This window comes from Nonomuraea sp. NPDC004702 (genome assembly GCF_053601695.1).
The window spans coordinates 1-18,010 of the sequence record NZ_JBSGCE010000078.1 but is presented as its reverse complement, the minus strand read 5'-3'; the positions used below and the strand labels follow the sequence as shown (position 1 = coordinate 18,010).

Annotated in this window: 16 protein-coding genes; 11 read left to right on the top strand and 5 right to left on the bottom strand. The window is 73.9% G+C overall.

Annotated elements, in window-relative coordinates; translation table 11 throughout:
* The first annotated feature begins 1 nt into the window (after position 1).
* Both ACWEJ6_RS47160 and ACWEJ6_RS47155 read left to right on the top strand, forming a co-directional pair.
* Positions 2-1,612 carry a GMC oxidoreductase gene (locus tag ACWEJ6_RS47160; protein ID WP_452431881.1) on the top strand — a complete coding sequence of 537 codons (1,611 nt, stop codon included), beginning with the start codon at positions 2-4 and terminating at the stop codon, positions 1,610-1,612.
* 97 nt (positions 1,613-1,709) lie between these two features.
* The gene (locus tag ACWEJ6_RS47155; RefSeq protein ID WP_397158305.1) at positions 1,710-2,693 is read left to right on the top strand and encodes an alpha/beta fold hydrolase; all 984 of its coding nucleotides are present in this window, start codon (positions 1,710-1,712) and stop codon (positions 2,691-2,693) included.
* A 48-nt stretch (positions 2,694-2,741) separates the two neighbouring features.
* On the opposite strand, the gene secD is transcribed toward ACWEJ6_RS47155, so the two are convergent.
* The 4 genes from secD to ACWEJ6_RS47135 form a co-directional block, all read right to left on the bottom strand.
* Positions 2,742-4,979: a protein translocase subunit SecD gene (secD, locus tag ACWEJ6_RS47150; RefSeq protein WP_452431879.1), complete on the bottom strand. Its 2,238-nt coding sequence runs from the start codon at positions 4,977-4,979 to the stop codon at positions 2,742-2,744.
* Between the two features lie 38 nt (positions 4,980-5,017).
* Positions 5,018-5,395, bottom strand: coding sequence for a hypothetical protein (locus ACWEJ6_RS47145; RefSeq protein ID WP_452431877.1), 378 nt, complete (start codon positions 5,393-5,395; stop codon positions 5,018-5,020).
* Positions 5,396-5,450: 55 nt separating this feature from the next.
* On the bottom strand, positions 5,451-7,061 hold the full coding sequence (locus ACWEJ6_RS47140; RefSeq protein WP_452431875.1) for an amidase: 1,611 nt from the start codon (positions 7,059-7,061) through the stop codon (positions 5,451-5,453).
* A 185-nt stretch (positions 7,062-7,246) separates the two neighbouring features.
* Complete coding sequence (locus ACWEJ6_RS47135; RefSeq protein ID WP_452431873.1) at positions 7,247-8,374, bottom strand: esterase-like activity of phytase family protein; 1,128 nt, start codon at positions 8,372-8,374, stop codon at positions 7,247-7,249.
* Positions 8,375-8,580: 206 nt separating this feature from the next.
* Here ACWEJ6_RS47135 and ACWEJ6_RS47130 point away from each other — a divergent pair, with 206 nt between their 5' ends.
* Positions 8,581-10,443, top strand: coding sequence for an ABC transporter ATP-binding protein (locus ACWEJ6_RS47130; protein WP_452431871.1), 1,863 nt, complete (start codon positions 8,581-8,583; stop codon positions 10,441-10,443).
* A 6-nt stretch (positions 10,444-10,449) separates the two neighbouring features.
* Here ACWEJ6_RS47130 and ACWEJ6_RS47125 read toward each other — a convergent pair whose 3' ends face one another.
* Positions 10,450-10,992 (bottom strand): GtrA family protein, encoded by a 543-nt coding sequence (locus tag ACWEJ6_RS47125; RefSeq protein ID WP_358302626.1) that lies wholly within the window; start codon positions 10,990-10,992, stop codon positions 10,450-10,452.
* Positions 10,993-11,375: 383 nt separating this feature from the next.
* Between ACWEJ6_RS47125 and ACWEJ6_RS47120 the strand changes: the two genes are divergently transcribed.
* From ACWEJ6_RS47120 to ACWEJ6_RS47085, 8 genes are all read left to right on the top strand, one after another.
* Positions 11,376-12,377 (top strand): ABC transporter substrate-binding protein, encoded by a 1,002-nt coding sequence (locus tag ACWEJ6_RS47120; protein ID WP_452431869.1) that lies wholly within the window; start codon positions 11,376-11,378, stop codon positions 12,375-12,377.
* Entirely contained in the window at positions 12,374-13,414 is a 1,041-nt protein-coding gene (locus tag ACWEJ6_RS47115) for a methyltransferase (protein ID WP_452431867.1), read from the top strand. Before ACWEJ6_RS47120 ends, ACWEJ6_RS47115 begins: the two co-directional genes overlap by 4 nt.
* Before the next feature lie 149 nt (positions 13,415-13,563).
* Positions 13,564-14,646, top strand: coding sequence for a hypothetical protein (locus ACWEJ6_RS47110; RefSeq protein ID WP_358302617.1), 1,083 nt, complete (start codon positions 13,564-13,566; stop codon positions 14,644-14,646).
* A complete protein-coding gene (locus tag ACWEJ6_RS47105; protein ID WP_452431865.1) occupies positions 14,643-15,920 on the top strand; it encodes a hypothetical protein in 1,278 nt (425 codons plus the stop codon). Before ACWEJ6_RS47110 ends, ACWEJ6_RS47105 begins: the two co-directional genes overlap by 4 nt.
* Positions 15,917-16,303 carry a FixH family protein gene (locus ACWEJ6_RS47100; protein ID WP_387673911.1) on the top strand — a complete coding sequence of 129 codons (387 nt, stop codon included), beginning with the start codon at positions 15,917-15,919 and terminating at the stop codon, positions 16,301-16,303. Before ACWEJ6_RS47105 ends, ACWEJ6_RS47100 begins: the two co-directional genes overlap by 4 nt.
* Before the next feature lie 45 nt (positions 16,304-16,348).
* Complete coding sequence (locus ACWEJ6_RS47095; protein ID WP_452431862.1) at positions 16,349-16,957, top strand: TetR family transcriptional regulator; 609 nt, start codon at positions 16,349-16,351, stop codon at positions 16,955-16,957.
* Positions 16,954-17,154 carry a ferredoxin gene (locus tag ACWEJ6_RS47090; protein ID WP_352354927.1) on the top strand — a complete coding sequence of 67 codons (201 nt, stop codon included), beginning with the start codon at positions 16,954-16,956 and terminating at the stop codon, positions 17,152-17,154. Before ACWEJ6_RS47095 ends, ACWEJ6_RS47090 begins: the two co-directional genes overlap by 4 nt.
* 1 nt (position 17,155) lies before the next feature.
* A partial coding sequence (locus tag ACWEJ6_RS47085; RefSeq protein WP_452431861.1) for a cytochrome P450 occupies positions 17,156-18,010 on the top strand: 855 nt, incomplete at its 3' end.

The window sequence follows — 18,010 nt, the reverse complement described above, 5'->3', positions numbered from 1 at the left end:
CATGAACACCAGCCGCCGCACCTTCATCGCCGGAACCGCCTCCCTTCTGGGCGCCGCCGCACTGCCCGGCCGCGCCGCCGCCACCGTCGCCACCGCCGCTGCCGCCGACGGGCCGATCGCCGACGGCGCCCGCGTGCCCGTCCTGGTGATCGGCACCGGGTACGGCGGCTCGGTGGCCGCCCTGCGCCTGGCCCAGGCGGGCGTCGAGGTGCACATGATCGAGATGGGCATGGCCTGGGACACGCCCGGCTCGGACGGCAAGATCTTCTGCAACACGCGCGAGCCCGACTATCGCTCGTACTGGCTGCGCACCAGGACCAAGGCGCCGCTCAACTACTTCCTCGGCTTCCCCATCGACCGGGACATCCCCCGCTACACCGGCATCCTGGACGCCGAGGAGTTCGCCGGCATCACGGTCTACCAGGGCCGCGGGGTCGGCGGCGGCTCGCTGGTCAACGGCGGCATGGCGGTCACGCCCAAGCGGGAGAACTTCGCCGCCGTGCTCCCGTCGGTCGACGCCGACGAGATGTACGGCGTCTACTACCCGCGCGCCAACTCCGGCCTCGGCGTCGGCCTGGTGGACCCGGCCTGGTTCGACACCACCGCGTGCTACCAGTACGCCCGCGTGGGCCGCAAGCACGCCCAGCGCTCCGGCTTCCCGTTCACCTTCGTCCCCGACGTGTACGACTGGGACTACATGAAGCAGGAGGCGGCCGGCACCGCCACCCAGTCGGCGCTGGCCGGCGAGATCCTCTACGGCAACAACCACGGCAAGAAGTCCCTGCAGAAGACCTACCTGGCGCGGGCCCGCGCGACCGGCAGGGTGACGATCTCGCCGCTGCACCAGGTCACCTCGGTCGCCCCGGCGGCGGGCGGCGGCTACACCGTCCGGATCGACCAGCTCGCCACCGACGGCTCGGTCACCGCCGCCAAGACCGTCACGGCCGCCCGGGTGTTCTTCGCCGCGGGCAGCGTCGGCACGAGCAAGCTGCTGGTCAGGCTGAAGGCCACCGGCGCACTGCCGGGTCTGGGCGACGAGGTCGGCAAGGGCTGGGGCGACAACGGCAACGTCATGTGCGGCCGGGCCAACCACCTGTGGGACCCGACCGGCAAGCTGCAGTCGGCCATCCCGTGCGCGGGCATCGACAACTGGACGGCCGGCGGCGCGTTCGCCGAGGTGGCGCCGCTGCCGACCGGGATCGAGACGTACGCCTCGTTCTATCTGTCGATCACCAACACCCCGCGCCGCGCGGAGTTCTCCTGGAACGCCGCGACCGGCAAGGTGGACCTGAGCTGGCAGACCGCCTGGAAGCAGACGTCCATCGACATGGCGAGAACGATCTTCGACAAGATCAACGCCAAGGAGGGGACGATCTACCGCACCGACCTGTTCGGCGTGTACAAGATCTGGGGCGACCACCTCACCTACCACCCGCTCGGCGGCGCGGTGCTGAACCGGGCCACCGACAACTACGGCCGCCTGACCGGCCACCCCGGCCTGTACGTCATCGACGGCTCGCTGATCCCCGGCAACACCACGGTGAACCCGTTCGTCACCATCACGGCGCTGGCCGAGCGGAACATCGAGAAGATCATCGCCACCGACCTTTAGCGCAGGGTTTGCCGAAACGGCAACGGAGTTCGCGCCCCGCGGCACGGGCCGCGCATGATCCTGGTGACAGGCCAGGACTCATGTGCGTGGAGGAACGATGTCGCAGCTCACCCCGGTCGCCGAGGGCGTCCACCGTCTGGTGCCCTCCCCCGCCGGCCGGGTCCATCTCGTGGAGGCGGGGCAGGGGCCGCTGGTGCTGCTGGTGCACGGCTTCCCCGAGTCCTGGTACTCCTGGCGGCACCAGCTCCCGGCGCTGGCCGCCGCCGGGTACCGGGCGGTGGCGGTGGACGTGCGCGGCTACGGCCGCTCGTCCAAGCCGGCGGACGTGGCCGCGTACCGGATGACCGAGCTGGTCGAGGACGCCGTGGCGGTGGTGCGGGCGCTGGGCGAGCGGACCGCGGTGATCGTCGGCCACGACTGGGGCTCCTCGATCGCCGCCCACAGCGCCCTGCTGCGGCCGGACGTCTTCCGCGCGGTCGCCATGCTCAGCGTGCCGTACACGCCGCGCGGCGGGCCGCGTCCCACCGAGGCGTTCGCCGCCATGGGCGGGACGGACGAGTTCTACGTCAGCTACTTCCAGACGCCCGGCCGGGCCGAGGCCGAGATCGAGCCGGACGTCCGGGGCTGGCTGGCGGGCGTGTACGCGGCCCTGTCCGCCGGGACCATGCCGGGCCCGGACGCGCCCCACCCGCTGTTCGTGGCCCCGGGCGGCAGGCTGCGCGACCGGTTCCCGGCCGGCGGCACGCTGCCCGGCTGGCTGAGCGAGGCCGACCTCGACTTCTACGCCGCCGAGTTCGAGCGCACCGGCCTGACCGGCGCGCTGAACCGCTACCGCAACATGGACCGCGACTGGGAGGACCTCGCGCCCCACGACGGCGCGCCGATCGTCCAGCCCTCGCTGTTCGTCGGCGGCGCCGAGGACGACACGACCCGGTGGCTCTCCGCCGCGATCGACGCCTTCCCCACCACCCTGCCCGGCCTGGTCTCCTCTCGACTCCTGGACGACTGCGGCCACTGGATCCAGCAGGAACGCCCCGACGAGGTCAACGCCATCCTCCTGGACTGGCTCGCCCGGCTCTGACCCGCGACGCCGCGGGCCCGCCCGCGCGAGGCGGGCCCGCGGCGCCGGTCACAACACGGCTCCCGAGCCCTCGCGGGGCCGCCGGGCGGCCTTGGGCGCGGGTGGCTGGGGGGCCGGACGGCGGTCGTACCGGGCCAGGCCGATGGCCGCGGGGCCGGCCACGAACGACGACGTCAGCGTGCCCACGACGATGCCGGTGACCAGCGCGATCGCGAAGTCACGCAGCGAGTCGCCGCCGAAGACGGCCAGCGCGACCAGCACGAACAGCGCGCCGAGCCCGGTGTTGACGGTCCGCGGCACGGTCTGCAGGATCGCCGTGTTCACCGCCTCGGCCAGCGGCGCGGTGCGGCGGGCGGCCCACAGCTCGCGCACCCGGTCGAACACCACCACCTTGTCGTTGACCGAGTAGCCGACCACGGTCAGCATCGCGGCGAGGAACACGCCGTCCACCGGCTTGCCGAGCCAGGCGAACAGCCCGATCACCACGGCCAGGTCCACCAGCAGCGCCAGCACGGTCGCCGTGCCGAACGTCCAGCGGAAGCGCACCGCCAGGTAGAGCAGCTGCGCCGCCACGGCCACGCCGAGCGCGATGACCGCGTTGCGGCGCAGCTCCTCGCCCAGCGTGGGGCCGATGAACTCGTCGCGCACCTTGCTCACCTCGCCGCCCCGCCCCTCCAGCGCGGCCTGGACCTTGGCCGGGTCGAGCTGCCCCGCGCGCACGGTCACGCCGTCGGCGGCGGCCTGCACGACCGCGCCCGGATAGCCGGCCTCGCTCACGAGCCGCCGGGCCGTGTCGGCGTCGACCGCCCTGGACGTGCCGAACTCCACGAGCCGGCCGCCGGTGAACTCGACCCCGAAGTCCAGGCCGCGGGTGAACAGCCCGGCCAGCGCCGCGACGACCAGGCCGCCCGCGACCGCCAGCCACAGCTTCCTGGCCTTCATGAGCTGGGGGTTCCGGCGGGCCAGCCACGTCCGGACCGCGCCCGGTGAGGCCAGGCCCGACAGGCGCGGCCCGATCCGGCCGATGACGGCCTGGGTGAGCACGCGGGTGATCAGCATGGCCGACACCAGCGAGGCCAGCACGCCGATCGCCAGCGTCACACCGAACCCCTTGACCGGCCCGGAGGCCAGCCCGAACAGCAGCGCGGCGGCGATGAGCGTGGTGACGTTGGAGTCGGCGATGGCGCTCCAGGCGTTCTTGAACCCCCGGTTCAGTGCCGGGGCGAGCCCGCGGGCCGGGGCCAGGCCGTACTCCTCCCTGGCGCGTTCGAAGACGAGCACGTTGGCGTCGACCGCCATGCCGATGGCCAGCACGAACCCGGCCAGGCCGGGCAGCGTGAACGTCGCGCCCATCGCGACCAGCGCGGCGTAGGAGATCAGGCCGTAGCAGGTGAGCGCGATGGCGGCGAGCAGGCCGGACAGGCGGTAGATCACGATGATGAACAGGGCGGTCAGCACCAGCCCGGCGATCGCGGCCTTGACGCTGGCCTCGATGGCGTCGGCGCCCAGCGTGGGGCCGACCGTCCGCTGCTCGACCAGGTCGAGCGGCACGGGCAGCGCGCCGCCCTTGATCAGCACGGCCAGGTCGCGGGCCTCCTCGTGGGTGAAGGACCCGGTGATCTCGGTGTTGCCGCCCGGGATGCCAGTGCCGCACGGCACGGACGGGTCGAGCTGCGGCGACGAGATGATCTTCTTGTCGAGCACGATGGCGACGCGCCGCTTCGGGTCGCCCGCCGGCTGGCAGGCGGCCGCGCCGGTCATCCGCTGCCAGGCGTCGGCGTCGCGGAAGTCGACCGTGACCGACCAGCCGGGCCCGCGCTGCGGGTCGCTGCGCTCGGTGGCGTCGCTGACGCCGTCGCCGCTGATCGCCGCCGGGCCGAGCGCGAGCGGGCTGCCGCTCTCGTCGGGCAGCGCGGTGGCGTCCCCGGCCTTGCCGGGGCCGGTGACCGGGTGGAAGGCGAGCTGGGCGGTGCGGCCGATGACCTCGGCCGCCTTGCTCGGGTCGAGCACGCCGGGCAGCTCGACGATGATCCGCTTCTCGCCGGAGCGGGCCAGGGTGGGATCGACGACCCCCAGCGCGTCCGCCCGGCGGCGGAGCACGTCGAGGGCGCGGTCGGTGGCCGAGGAGTCGGCCGTGACCGTCGGGGAGTCTCTGGCCTCGAAGACGAGCTGGGTACCGCCGCGCAGGTCGAGGCCGAGGCGTGGCGTGGCGGTGAGGGACAGGATGATCGAGGTCGCGATGACGGCGAACGCCGCCAGCGCGCGCCACATGGGCGCACGTGACATGAGGCCTCCACAGGCTCAGGTGTGCGGAAGAGGGATCTTCAGAGCACCGTGGAGGGAGGCGCGCGGGCCGCCGCCGCGCCCCTGGGCCGGTCGGCGGCGGCACGGACGGCGGGCCGCCGGACGACGGCCGACCAGACGTGCAGCGACCGGGCCGGGGCCGCGGCGGGCAGCGCCTGCCCGCCGGGCCCGGCCTGGTCGTGCCCCGCCTGCCTGACCTGCGCGAGCGGAGGCGGCGGCGGGGTGGAGCCGAGCTGGGCGACGGCGGGCGGGTCGGCCGCCGCCTGGATCGCCGTGACCTGCGTGACGGCCTGCGTGACGGCCGGGGCGGCGACCTGGGCGGCTACCTCGGCATGGCCCGTCGCGGGGAGCAGCCACGACAGGACGAGAAGCAGCGCGGCGGGCAGTCTGCTGCGCACCTCGCCTCCTTCCCGTCGTGACCGTCGCCCCTACCGTAGCCCGCCGCCGGGCCGCTCAGGGCAGGGTGCGCAGGTACGTCGGCGGCTTGCGGACCTGAGCGGCCTGCTCGAAGGCGTATCCGAGGGCGATCAGGGACGGCTCGGAGAACCGCCCGCCGAAGAACGTGACGCCGAGCGGCAGGACGTCCCTGGCGTACCCGGCCGGGACGGTGACCGCCGGGTAGCCGGAGATCGCCGAGGGCGCGGAGGAGGAGACGAAGCCGGTGAAGTCGTCGCCCTTGGTCAGGTCGGTCAGCCAGGCCGCGTGGTTGGTGGGGGCGAGCAGCGCGTCCAGGCGGCCGGCGGCCATCGCCGAGTCGATCGCGCGGCGGGCCAGCGTGGTGGCCTGGTCGCGGAGGGCGCGGTAGGCGGGGTCGTCCAGGTCGCCGGTGGTGGCCTGCGCCTGTTCGAAGACCTCCTGGCCGAAGTACCGCAGCTCGGTCCCGGCGTGCCGCCGGTTGAAGTCGATCAGCCCGGCCAGGTCGGCGGGGTGCCGTCCGGGGGTGGCGGCCAGGTAGGCGTTCAGGTCGTGCTTGAACTCGGTCAGCAGCGCCGGGAACTCGGCCTCGCCGGCCTGGTCCATGCCCTCCAGCTCGACGTCCACCACGGTCGCGCCGCGGGCCTTGAGCGTGGCGACGGTGGCGTCCAGGGCGGCGCGCACCTCCTGGTTGTCGCCCGCGACCGAGCGCCACACGCCGACGCGGGCGCCGTTCAGCGCGCCGGGACGCAGGGCCTTGAGGTAGTCGCGGTCGCCGCCCGGGACGGTCGCGGGGTCGCGCGGGTCGGGCCCCTGGATGGCCGAGAGCACGGCGGCGGCGTCGGTGAGGTTCCTGGTGATCGGCCCCGCGGTGTCCTGCCGGGCCGAGATCGGCACCACGCCGGCCCGGCTGACCAGCCCGATCGTGGGCTTGATGCCCACCACGCCGTTGATCCCGGCCGGGCAGACGATCGAGCCGTCGGTCTCGGTGCCGATGGTGACGGCGGCCAGGGTGGCGGCGGCGGCGACCGCCGAGCCGCTGCTCGACCCGCAGGGGTTGCGGTCGAGGACGTAGGGGTTGTTGGTCTGCCCGCCGATCGCGCTCCACCCGCTGGAGGACGGGCTGGAGCGGAAGTTCGCCCATTCCGACAGGTTGGCCTTGCCCAGGATCACCGCGCCGGCCGCCCGCAGCCGCTGGACGAGGAACGCCTCCGCGGCCGGCCGGGCGCCGAGCAGCGCCTGCGAGCCGGCGGTGGTGCGCAGCGGCGCGGCGGTGTCGATGTTGTCCTTGAGCAGGACCGGGACGCCTTCCAGCGGCCCGTGCGCGCCCCGGCGGCGACGCCGGTCGCTGCGCTCGGCCTCGCCCAGCGCGCCGGGGTTGGTCTGGACGACCGCGTGCAGCAGCGGGTCCACCGCGCGGATGCGGTCGAGGTAGAAGCGGGTCAGCGTCACCGCGTCGAAGCGGCCGTGGTCCATGGCGCGTTGCAGGTCGAGCACGGTGGCGCGGTCGAGGTCCAGCCCGCGCAGGACGGTGCCGGCGGACGGCGGGGCCGCCTCGCGCGCGTGCGCGGGGACGGCCGCGGTTAACCCGGCGGCGAGCGCGAGCGCCAGAGCGGCGGCCGCCCGGCGTGCGGGCTTCAGGAGAGTCATGGCTGTCGAGCGTAGCCATGATGCTTTCCCGGGAAAATATTCCAATTCGTATATATCCGCCACCCTCAGTCCGGCCCGGCCCCGCGGGCGCGGGGCCGGTCCGGCGGCGAGGCGGGGCCGCCCACGCGGTGTCGGCCCGGCGGCCGGGCGGGCCTTCCCACGCGGTCCCGGGCCGGTGGCGGGGGTCAGGGGCAGCCCGTGGCCGCGAAGGCCGTGAACTGGCTGACCTCGTTCCTGCCGAAGTTGTCGTCCGAGCCGATCACCAGCGTGCACTCACCGCTGGCCAGCCGCGGCCCCCACGACATGGCCTCCAGGTTCTGCACCGGCGGCCGGAAGTCGCCCAGGTCGTAGACCAGCCGCTTGCTCACCGGCCGGTACCCCGCGCTCAGGTCGTCCTGGCTCAGCACGTTGGTCGCGCCCGTCAGGTCGATCTCGTACAGCTTGACCTTGTAGTCGACGCCCTCGATCCAGGAGCGTTCCAGGGCCAGGTAGCGGTGGTCGTCGATGGGCAGGATCTCCGAGACCCCGCTGTCGGACTCCCCGGTGGGCGGCACCGGCGCGGCCGGGAGCGCGTCGAGCGGGTAGACGAACTGGCCGCGCGGGACGCCCCGCCGGTCCCACACGGTGAGCCGGGCGGGCGCGCCGTGCCGGACCGTGGACGGCTCGCCGTCCTCGTACCGGGGGCCCTCGGTCATCGCCGTGATCCGGCGGGCGGTGACGGCCAGGCCCTCGAAACCGGCGTTGCGCCGCGGGCCGTGCTCGGTGGTGGTCAGGCGCAGGTTGCCCGGCAGGCGCAGGTCCCCCTGGTGCCGGCCCTGGAGGTCGGCGGCGCGCACGCCGGAGGCGGCCGGCGGCAGGTCGGGGTGGCCGGCGTCGGGGCGGTCGCCCTCGTCGCCCCACAGCAGGCGACCGGACCAGCGGTCGTACCTGATGGACTCGGGGTCGGCCGAGCCGGGCTTGCCGTAGCCGGGGTAGGGGGTGCCGTCCTGCCTGGTCAGCGTGGTGACCCCGGTCAGGCTGATGCCGGTGAACGCGCCCGAGTCCCGGTCGATGTCCAGGCGGGCGGTGTAGAAGCGGGCGGGACCGTAGCGCCAGCGGTCGTCGGAGATCAGGTACCAGGCGCCGGTGCGCGGGTCGCGGTCGATGCCCGACACCCCGCCGACGGTGGTGCCGTCGAACTGCATCAGGTACGGCAGCCGCTGCTCCCCGAGATACCGGGTGATGCGGACCTCCTCCCGCGGGGCCGCCCAGGCGGGCTGGGTGACGCTCATGGCGACCGCGCACGCGACCGCGAACCCCGTGATTCTTCGCATTCCGTCCCCTGTGTCGTTCTGGTTACGTGGAGTGACCGGGGGACATGAAATCGTGCCCGCGCCCGCCGGGGCGACCGGGACACGCCGCCGCCCGCGCGTCTTTGCCTGGCGGGCCGTGGACAGGCCGGTGGCGCACGGGCCACCGTCCTGTCACTCCGGAGCACGAGACGGCGGAAACCGTCGGTGCCCGCCCGCACACTCAGCGCATGCCCGATGAGCCTCTGGAACTCGGTGAGATCACCGTCTCCGACTGGTACGCCCACAACGACAAGATGGCCGAGGTCGGCTTCCTGACCATCGCCAGGCGCCTGCCGTCGCTCGTGACGCAGGCGATGAGCATGTCCTGGCGGGCCGGCCCCCGCGACACCGTGGCCACCATCGCGCTCAACCTCCTCGGCGGCGTCTTCACCGCCTTCGGCCTGCTGGCCACCACCGGCGTGCTGAGCGCCCTGTTCAGCGAGGGCCCGACCCCCGGCCGCGTGCTGGCCGCCCTGCCGAGCCTCGTCCTGGTGGGCGTGGCCGCCGTGCTGCGCACGGCGGTGCAGGCCGGCGCGGGCTGGGCGCAGTCACGCCTGACCCCGCAGATCTCGCGCCACACCGAGGAACGCCTCTACGGCCTGACCAGCCAGGTGGAGCTGGTCGCCTACGACGACCCGGAGTTCCACGACAGCCTCGAACGCGCCAACATGCGCGGCGTCAGCGTGGCCGGCGCGGTGGTCAGCTCGGCCATCAACGTCGTCACCGCCGCCGTCGGCATCGCGGCGGCGGCCGGCGTGCTGGGCGTGCTCCATCCGGTGCTGCTGCCGCTGCTGCTGCTGACCGTGCTGCCCGACGCGTGGGCCACCGTGCGCGGCGCCCGCATGCGCTACTCGACGATGTACTCCCTCATCCCCGCCCGCCGCCGCAAGTGGATCATCGCCGAGCTGCTGGCCGACCGCGAGCCCGCCGCCGAAGTGCGCTCGTTCACCATGCGCGGCTTCCTGCTGCGCATGTACGACGCCGTCGCCAGGGCCGAGCAGGACGTGCTGCTCACCCTGGCCAGACGCCAGACCCTGGCCGGCCTGGTCGGCGAGGCCCTGGGCGGCCTCGGCACCGCCCTGGTCTACGTCGCGCTGGGCGTGCTGCTGGCCGTGGCGGCGATCCCGCTCGCGGTCGCGGGCACCGCGGTGCTGGCCATCAGGACCGGCCAGTCCTCACTGGCCAACCTCCTGTACGCCACCAACCGCCTCTACGAGGACGGCCTCTACTTCACCGACTTCCTCCAGTTCTGCGCCGACGCCGAGCGCCGCGTGCCCACAGCCCGCTCGGCGGCGGTGCCCGAGGGGTTCGAGCGCATCGTGGCCGACGACGTGACGTTCACCTACCCGGGCGCCGACCAGCCGGCGCTGCGCGGGGTGACGGTCGAGATCAAGCGCGGCGAGGTCATCGCGTTCGTGGGCGAGAACGGCTCCGGCAAGACCACCCTGGCCAAGATCCTTTCCGGCCTGTACGAGCCCGACACCGGCACCGTCTCCTGGGACGACGTCGACCTGGCCGACGTGCCCCCCGACGACCTGCGCCTGCGCACGGCCGTCATCGCCCAGGACCACACCCGCTGGCCGCTCACCGCCCGCTACAACATCACCATGGGCGCCGACAAGGGCGAGCCCGCCCTGGTCGCAGCGGCCTCGGTCGCGGGGGCCGACGAGGTGGTCGCGGGGCTGCCCCTCGGCTACCGCACGCTGCTCGACCGCCGCTTCAAGGACGGCTGCGAGCTGTCCGGCGGCCAGTGGCAGCGCATCGCGGTGGCCCGGGGGTTCTACCGCGACGCCGACCTGCTCATCTGCGACGAGCCCACGGCGGCCCTCGACGCCCGCGCCGAGCACGCCCTGTTCGAGCGCATCCGCGACCACTCCGAGGGCCGCACGGTGCTGCTCATCACCCACCGCCTGGCCAGCGTGCGCTACGCCGACCGGATCTACGTCCTCGACCACGGCAAGGTCACCGAGCAGGGCGACCATCAGGCGCTGATGGCGCTCAACGGCCTCTACGCCGACCTCTACACCCTCCAGGCCGCCGCCTACCGCTGACCCTGTCTAACGCTGTCCCTGCCGGACGCCGGACCTGCGGGGCTTGCGCTTGGCCACCGGCAGGGTGCGGCGTCCGTGGTACCGGGGCAGGGCAGCCGGCCGCACGCCGACGGGGTGGGTCTTCTCGTCGGGGAAGACCCACTTCCGCAGCGCCCAGAAGCGGAAGACCATGGCGATCACCGTGCCGACGAGCTGCGCGCTCACGAAGTCGGCGATCTCCTGGGCCGCCAGGCCCACGTCGGGGGCCTCCAGGCGGAACACGTAACGGGAGACCCACAACGGCGCCGAGCTGAGCACCAGGCCGATGCCGCTGACCAGGAAGAACAACCCCGCCTCGTGGCGGCGCTCGCGACCGCCCCTGAGCCGGAACGACCACTCGCGGTTGAGCACGTAGGACACGATCGTCGCCACGAGCACCGCGATGATCTTCGCGGTCACCGGCTTCGGTTGCAGGACGGTCAGCTTCAGCCCGTAGAACACCGCGTTGTCCACCACGAACGTCGCTCCGCCGACCACCGCGAACTTCAGCAGTTCACGGTGCCTCAGCACGAGCGCCTGCAGCGGCGCCGGTAACCTCGCGAGTACTGCTTCTGCGATTCGGAGCACTCTCGATCTTCTCATCCGTCCGGACCGCGAAGGACGACGCTCACTCCGTCGGGTTCAGGTGCAGGTGGTCGCCCACGTCGTAGGCGGGCAGCAGGTCGCGGGGGGCGGCGGGGTCGTCGTAGGAGGCGTTGCCGCCGAAGGGGTGAGGGTGGCGCCGTGCACCAGGAGGGCAACAGCCGGGCGCGCATCTGACACGGCGGCCATCCCGTTCTGACCGGGCGTTGCAAGGCGGGCCTCCCGATGGTGCACTCAAGGGCGTTGGTTCCGACCTGTGTCCAGGCCGCCAGCGGGAGCGAGGGCCGGCGGCGGACCTCGAAGGGAGAACCGTGCGACGATCACGTCCCCTACTGCTGTTCCTGCTCGCCGCCCTGCTCGCGGCCTGCGGCGGACCCGCTCCAAGCGGCCCGCGGGCGACCGGTTCCGGCGCGCCGCTGGAGAAGATCCGGATCGGCGTCATCCCGATCCCCGACAGCGCGCTGGTCTACCTCGCCCGCGACCGCGGCTACTTCGCGGCCGAGGGGTTGTCGGCCGAGCCGGTGACCGTGCAGGGCGGCGGCCCGGCGATCGACCGGATGAAGGGCGGCGCCCTGGAGTTCGGGCTGGTCAACTACGTGACGGCGTTCCTGCAGCAGCGGCGCGAGCCGGGGCGGCTGAAGCTGGTCGCCGACGCCTACCACGCCGCGCCGGGCGCGTTCCAGCTCTTCGTGGCGCCCGGCAGCCCGATCAGGAGCCCGCGCGACCTGCGGCGCTCCGGCGGCGCGAAGAAGAGCGTCGCGGTGGCCACGCTGCGCTCGGTCGGCACGCTGAGCGCCGAGACCGTGCTCGCCGCGGCCGGGGTCTCCGCGGACGACGTCGCGTTCAAGGAGATCCCCCTGCCCGACATGCCGGCCGCGCTGGCCGCGCACGCGGTGGACGTGGCGTGGATGACCGAGCCGTTCATCACCGCCTACCGCCGGCAGGGCGGCCGGTCGCTGGGCGACGCCATGGCGAACGTCCCCGCCGGGTGGCCGATCGCGGGGTGGGCCACGACCGCCTCGTACGCGGCCGCGCATCCCCGGGCGGTCGCCGGGTTCCAGCGGGCCATGGCGCACGCCCAGCTCGACGCCCGCGACCGGAACCTGGTCACCGGGGTGCTGGGCACGTACACGAAGATCCCGCGCGAGGTGCTGCCGACCATCACGCTCGGCACGTTCCCCGCCGCGCTGGAGCCCGAAGAGCTGCAGTCGGTGGTGGACACCATGGTGAGGTTCGGTTACCTGCCCGCGCCGCTGCGGGCCGAAGACATGATCGTCCGGCCGGCCTGGGAGTCGGGGAAGGGGAACCCATGAGCGAGACGCCGGAGCGGGCGCGGGTGCTGCGCCTGATCGACGACTTCATCCTGTACGCCGCCGTCCGGGCCGCGCTGCGGCTGTCAGTGTTCGACCTGCTGGCCGCCGGGCCGTGCGCCGTGCACGAGCTGGCCGACGAGATCTCCGCGGGCGGCGCAGGCCGTCCCGACGAGATGCTGCTCGGCCGCCTGCTGCGGGCGCTGGAGCACCTGCGGCTGGTCGAGCGGGACGCCCGCGGCCGCTACCTGCTCACCGGCGAGGGCGACCTGCTCACCAGCGGCCGGGACGACTCGCTGGCCCCCGCCGCGCTGATGTGGGGCGAGGAGCTGTGGCGCGACTCGGCCGACCTGCTGCACCGGACGATCACCAGGGGCGCGCCCGCCGCGCTGGAGCTGCACCAGGTGGACTCCCCCTACGCCTGGCTGGGGGCCCGGCCCGCGGCCGGCGCGCTGTTCAACGAGTTCATGGCCACCCGCAGCGTCACCGTGGCCCGCGCGCTCGCCGAGCAGGACGTGACCGGCGTGGACGTGGTCGCCGACATCGGCGGCGGCACCGGGATCGTCCTGGCCACGATCCTGGCGGCCCACCCGCGGCTGCGCGGCGTGCTGTTCGAGCTGCCCGAGGTGGCCGCCCAGGCCCGCCGTCACCTGGACGGGCGGGCGGGCATCACGGTGGCCGAGGGCGACATGTTCACCGACCCGCTGCCCCGGGCGGCCCTGTACCTGCTGGGCAACATCCTGCACAACTACCCCGACGAGCAGGCCGCCAAGCTGCTGGCGCGGCTCGCGTCCCTGATGGACGGCCGCGCCGAGCTGTGGATCGTGGACGCCGTCCTCGACGACGACCCGCACCGCTCGACGACGTCGGCGGTCGCGCTGGACATGAAGATGCTCACGCTGTTCAGCGGCGGCCAGGAACGCACGCTGACCCAGGTCGAGAGCCTGCTGGGGGCCGCGGGGCTGCACGTCGCCCGCACCGAGCCGCTGCCCCACGGGCTGCACCTGGTGGTGGCCAGGCAGCGCCCGGCTCCGGCGTGAGGCCCCGGCCGCCGCGCACTCGCGGCGGCCGTCGGCGAGACTGGCGGCCACGGGCGTCGGCCCGGGGCCGCTCGGCGATGGTGATCTTGGGCTTCCCGCCACTTCGCGGCTTCTGGAAGTATTCGATCATGGAAGAAGGGAGACGCGAAGTGGCAGAGGCCAACGCGGGCGTACGGCGATTACTTGCGGACTCTGGGGAGCCGCGCGGATGGGTGCCGCTCCGGGCGGATCTCGTCACGGCGCTGCTGGGGGTCTGGTTCGGCGTCGGACTGATGATCGACGCCTGGGCGCACACCAACCGCAGCGACCTGGAGACGTTCTTCACGCCGTGGCACGCGGCGTTCTACTCCGGGTTCGCGGCGGTGTCCGGCTGGATCATCTGGCAGGTGTTCCGCAACGTGCGGCTCGGCCGGCAGGGGGTCGCGGCCGTTCCCCAGGGTTATCTGGCCGGGCTGGTCGCCATCCCGGCGTTCGCGCTGTTCGGGCTGGCCGACATGACCTGGCACACCGTGCTCGGCATCGAGACCAGCGTCGACATCCTGTTCAGCCCGTCGCACCTGGGGCTGATCGTGACCATGCTGCTCATCATCACCACGCCGCTTCGCTCGGCCTGGAACGCCCCCGACGTCGGCGTCCGGCCCTCGCTCGGGCGGCTGTTCCCGGCGCTGGCCGGGCTCGCGTTCGCGGCCACGCTGGTGTCGCTGTTCCTGTCGTACGGCGACGCCCTGCAGTACCGGTCCGCGCGCGTCGTCGAGGCGTTCTCCAGCGTGGACGGGCCGGGCGCCGAGCATCTGGCCACCTCCATGGTCATCAGCAACGTCGTCCTGCTGGCCCCGGTGCTGCTGGTGGCCCGGCGCTGGAACCTGCCGTTCGGCGCGGTGACCGTCATGTACACGATCGCCGTCCTGATGCCCGGCGCGCAGACGGCGTTCGAGAACGCGCCGACCCTGCTCACGTTCGTCGCCGCGGGCCTGGCGAGCGACGTGCTGATCCGCCTGCTGCGCCCGTCCGGCGCGCGGCGGGGGGCCTACTGGGCCTTCGCCGGGCTGTCGGCCTTCGTCACCTGGTCGCTCTACATCGGGATCGCCTCGGCGGCCGGAGGCGGGCTGCCCGCGGTGCCCGAGCTGTGGACCGGCGCGCCGGTGGTGGCCGGGCTGATCGGCCTGGCGCTCGGGGCGCTGTTCCTGCCGAACGCGCTCCCCGCGGACGCGGCCGACGCCGGACGGGCATGATCCGGCCGCTCCGGGTCCTGTGTCTCGTCGCCGTACTCCTGCTCGCGGGCGCCGCCCCGGCCGCGGCCCACAACGTCACGGCCGGGGCGGACCTGCGCTTCGCCCAGACCATCGCCGGCGCCGAGCTCACGGTCGTGATCAAGGGCACGTCGCGGGTGCCGGGGCCGCTGCAGATCGGCGTGATCGCCTACGAGCCGGCGACCGCGCCGCCGATCGGCCTGGAGGTGCGCTCGGTCGAGGACGGCCACAAGGCGACGGCCACCGCGCAGCCGTCCGCGACCCCCCGGTACGTCAGGATCACGGTCGAGCGCACCGGGCCGCACGAGCTCAGGCTGACGGCGGGGGGCGAGGTCGCCGTGCTGCCGTTCCGCGTCCTGGTGGACCGCGGCTCCGCCGGCGAGTTCCTGATCTACGGCGGCCTGCTGGTGGCCGGGCTGCTGCTGGTGGGCGGCCTGCTCACCGGGGCGCTGTCGCGCAGGACCCCGGCGATGCTGCTGGCCGGCGGCGCGGCGGCCGCGGTGACGGTGGCCGCGATGGTCGTCGTGTTCGAGCCCTCGTTGCCGCCCCCGCCGCCGGACGGCGCCGCCCCGGCGGTGAACACGACGGCCCTCGGACGGCCCTTCGCGCGGGGACGGGTGACGACCGTCCCGGCGCGTCCGGCGGCCGGCGAGGAGTTCACGCTGCGCCTGGACCTCACCGACGGCTCGACCGGCCATCCGGTGGACGACCTCGTCCTGCACCACGAGGCGCTCGCCCACCTGGTGGTCACCAGCGAGGACGGCGCCTACTTCCGGCACCTGCACCCGCTGCGCACCGCGCCCGGACGGCTGGAGGTCCGGCTGCGCGCCGACCGGCCGGGCCGGTTCCTGGCCTACGCGGAGCTGGAACGCGAGGACTCCGGCGGCCAGCTGCTCGACGGCGAGTTCCGGGTCGCCGGGCCCGCGGTGGCCGCTCCGCCGCCGGTCCCGCCGGGGACGGGGGGCACGCCGGTGGTGCGGCCGTCCGTGCCGGTCGCGGGGCGTCCGGCGGCGATCGAGGTGGGTCTCGGGGTCACGCCGCGGCAGTGGCTGGGCATGTCGGGGCACCTGATCGTGCGCAGCCAGGACGGCGCGTTCCTCGGCCACGTGCACGAGATGGGCGCCCCCGCGCCCCGGCTGCGCTTCACGTTCAGCTTCCCTGCGCCGGGCCGCTACCTGGCCTGGGCGCAGTACGCGGCCGCCGGCCGGATCGTGACCGTGCCCTTCACCGTCGAGGTCGCGGAGGCTCCCGGATGAGGCGGATCCTGGCCGTCGCCGCGCTGCTGGCCGCGGCCCTGGCGGTGTTCCTGTACGTGCGCGGCTCGGCGCCCGGCCCGCTCACCCTCACCAGCACCGGCGAACGGTACGCCGTCACCGTCGTGGTCCCGAGGCCGACGACGGGCCGCGTCACGGCCGAGGTGCGGGTGACCTCCGGCGACCCGCACACGGTGGCGCTGTCCACGGTGATGCCCGGCATGGGCCACGCCACCCCGGAGATCGTCGCCGACCCGCGGCAGCCGGGCCGTTACGTGGCCGAGGGCGAGTTGTTCCCGATGGCCGGGGTGTGGGAGCTGTCGGTCCGGCTGAGCGGCGCGGCGGGAGAGGAGGTGCTGGTGGTGAAGGCGCCGATCACGGGATAGGGAGCCGCTCTTGACGTATGAAATGAACGATCTTTTAATTCGTCCATGGGACGTATCGCCGGCGTCACCGCCGCCGAGACGCGGGAACGCCTGCTGCGCGCCGCCGCGGACGTCTTCGCCAGGCGCGGCTACGACGGCACCCGCGTCGCCGACATCGCCGCCGCCGCGGGGGTGAGCAACGGCGCCCTGTACGCCCACTTCGGCTCCAAGGCCGGCCTGCTCGTGGCCGCGCTGGGCGCGCACGGGCGGCGGCTGATGGACGGCCTGTTCGCCGACGACCCCGACCGGCCGGTCGCCGACCTGCTCGTCGCCGCCGGCCGCCGGCTCCCCCGCCCCCTGGACGCCGGCGGCGACCTCGTCGTCGAGGCGCTGGCCGCCGCCCGCCGCGACGAGGACGTGGCCCTGCCCATGCGGGACTACGTCGGCGAGCGCGTCCACCGGCTGGCCGGCCTGGTCCGCGCCGGCCAGGACGGCGGCGAGCTGGACGACGCGCTGTCACCGGAGGCGGTCGCCCATTTCTGCCTCCTGCTCGCGATGGGCAGCGCGCTCATCGCCCCCGACCCCCACCAGGTGGACGAGGAGGAGTGGGCCAGGCTGCTCATCCGCGTCGTCGCCGCCCTCTCCCCCGCCCCACCGCACGAAGGAACGCCGTGAGAGTACAGATCGACCCCGAGCGCTGCCAGGGACATGGCCGCTGCTACGACCTCGCCCCCGACCTGTTCGGCGAGGACGACGAAGGTTACGGAACGGTCCTCGGCGACGGCGAGGTGCCGCCCGGTCAGGAGCGCACGGCGCGGCTGGCCGTCTCCAACTGCCCGGAGCGGGCGATCGACCTGCTCGGGGAGGCGTGACATGAGCGTGGACGAGCGCTTCGTCAAGAACTTCGGCGAGCCGGGCGACGGCGAGGAGCTCGGCACCCGCAGCGAGATCGTCACCGGCCCGGTCTCGGACTGGGCCACCGACTTCTCCCACCTGGAGCCGGAATGGGCCGCCGACCCGTACCCGATCCAGGACGACCTGCGGCGGCGCTGCCCGATCGCGCACACCGACCGGTTCGGCGGCGGCTGGCTGCCCACCCGCTACGAGGACGTCGCGGCCGTCGCCTACGACACCGAGCGGTTCTCCTCACGCTCGATCATCATGAGCAACTTCCGGCCGCCGCGGGAGAGCGCGCCGGTGGGCGGCACGCCGCCGATCTCGTCCGACCCGCCCTTCCACCACGACGCCCGCAAGCTGCTGCTGCCCGCGTTCACCAAGACGGCGGTCGCCAGGCGGGAGGAGTCGACGCGGGCGCTGTGCCACGAGCTGATCGACGCCCTGGAGGGCCAGGACGTCGTGGACGCCGCCCGCGACTACGCCCAGCACATCCCGATGCGGGTGATCGCCGACATGCTGGGCTTCCCGCCCGAGGACGGCCCGCGCTTCCGCGAGTTCATCGAGAACGCCCTGGAAGGCGTCAACCTGCCGCCCGAGCAGCGGACCGCCAACATGGGACGGCTCTTCGACTACCTGCTGGACCAGATCCGCGACCACGTGCAGCACCCGCGCGACGACCTCACGACGTACCTCGTCGAGGCCGAGCTGTACGGCCACAAGCTGGAGGCCGGGCACGTGGCGGGCACGATCGCCCTGCTGCTGATCGCCGGTATCGACACCACCTGGAGTGCGATCGGCGCGTCCCTGTGGCACCTGGCCAGGACCCCCGCA

Bases quoted from the DNA above. Each gene is read 5' to 3' on its own strand.
- ACWEJ6_RS47160 (WP_452431881.1), top strand. From the start codon at position 2: ATGAACACCAGCCGCCGCACCTTCATCGCCGGAACCGCCTCCCTTCTG.
- ACWEJ6_RS47155 (WP_397158305.1), top strand. From the start codon at position 1,710: ATGTCGCAGCTCACCCCGGTCGCCGAGGGCGTCCACCGTCTGGTGCCC.
- secD (WP_452431879.1), bottom strand. From the start codon at position 4,979: ATGTCACGTGCGCCCATGTGGCGCGCGCTGGCGGCGTTCGCCGTCATC.
- ACWEJ6_RS47140 (WP_452431875.1), bottom strand. From the start codon at position 7,061: ATGACTCTCCTGAAGCCCGCACGCCGGGCGGCCGCCGCTCTGGCGCTC.
- ACWEJ6_RS47135 (WP_452431873.1), bottom strand. From the start codon at position 8,374: ATGCGAAGAATCACGGGGTTCGCGGTCGCGTGCGCGGTCGCCATGAGC.
- ACWEJ6_RS47130 (WP_452431871.1), top strand. From the start codon at position 8,581: ATGCCCGATGAGCCTCTGGAACTCGGTGAGATCACCGTCTCCGACTGG.
- ACWEJ6_RS47115 (WP_452431867.1), top strand. From the start codon at position 12,374: ATGAGCGAGACGCCGGAGCGGGCGCGGGTGCTGCGCCTGATCGACGAC.
- ACWEJ6_RS47105 (WP_452431865.1), top strand. From the start codon at position 14,643: ATGATCCGGCCGCTCCGGGTCCTGTGTCTCGTCGCCGTACTCCTGCTC.
- ACWEJ6_RS47100 (WP_387673911.1), top strand. From the start codon at position 15,917: ATGAGGCGGATCCTGGCCGTCGCCGCGCTGCTGGCCGCGGCCCTGGCG.
- ACWEJ6_RS47095 (WP_452431862.1), top strand. From the start codon at position 16,349: ATGGGACGTATCGCCGGCGTCACCGCCGCCGAGACGCGGGAACGCCTG.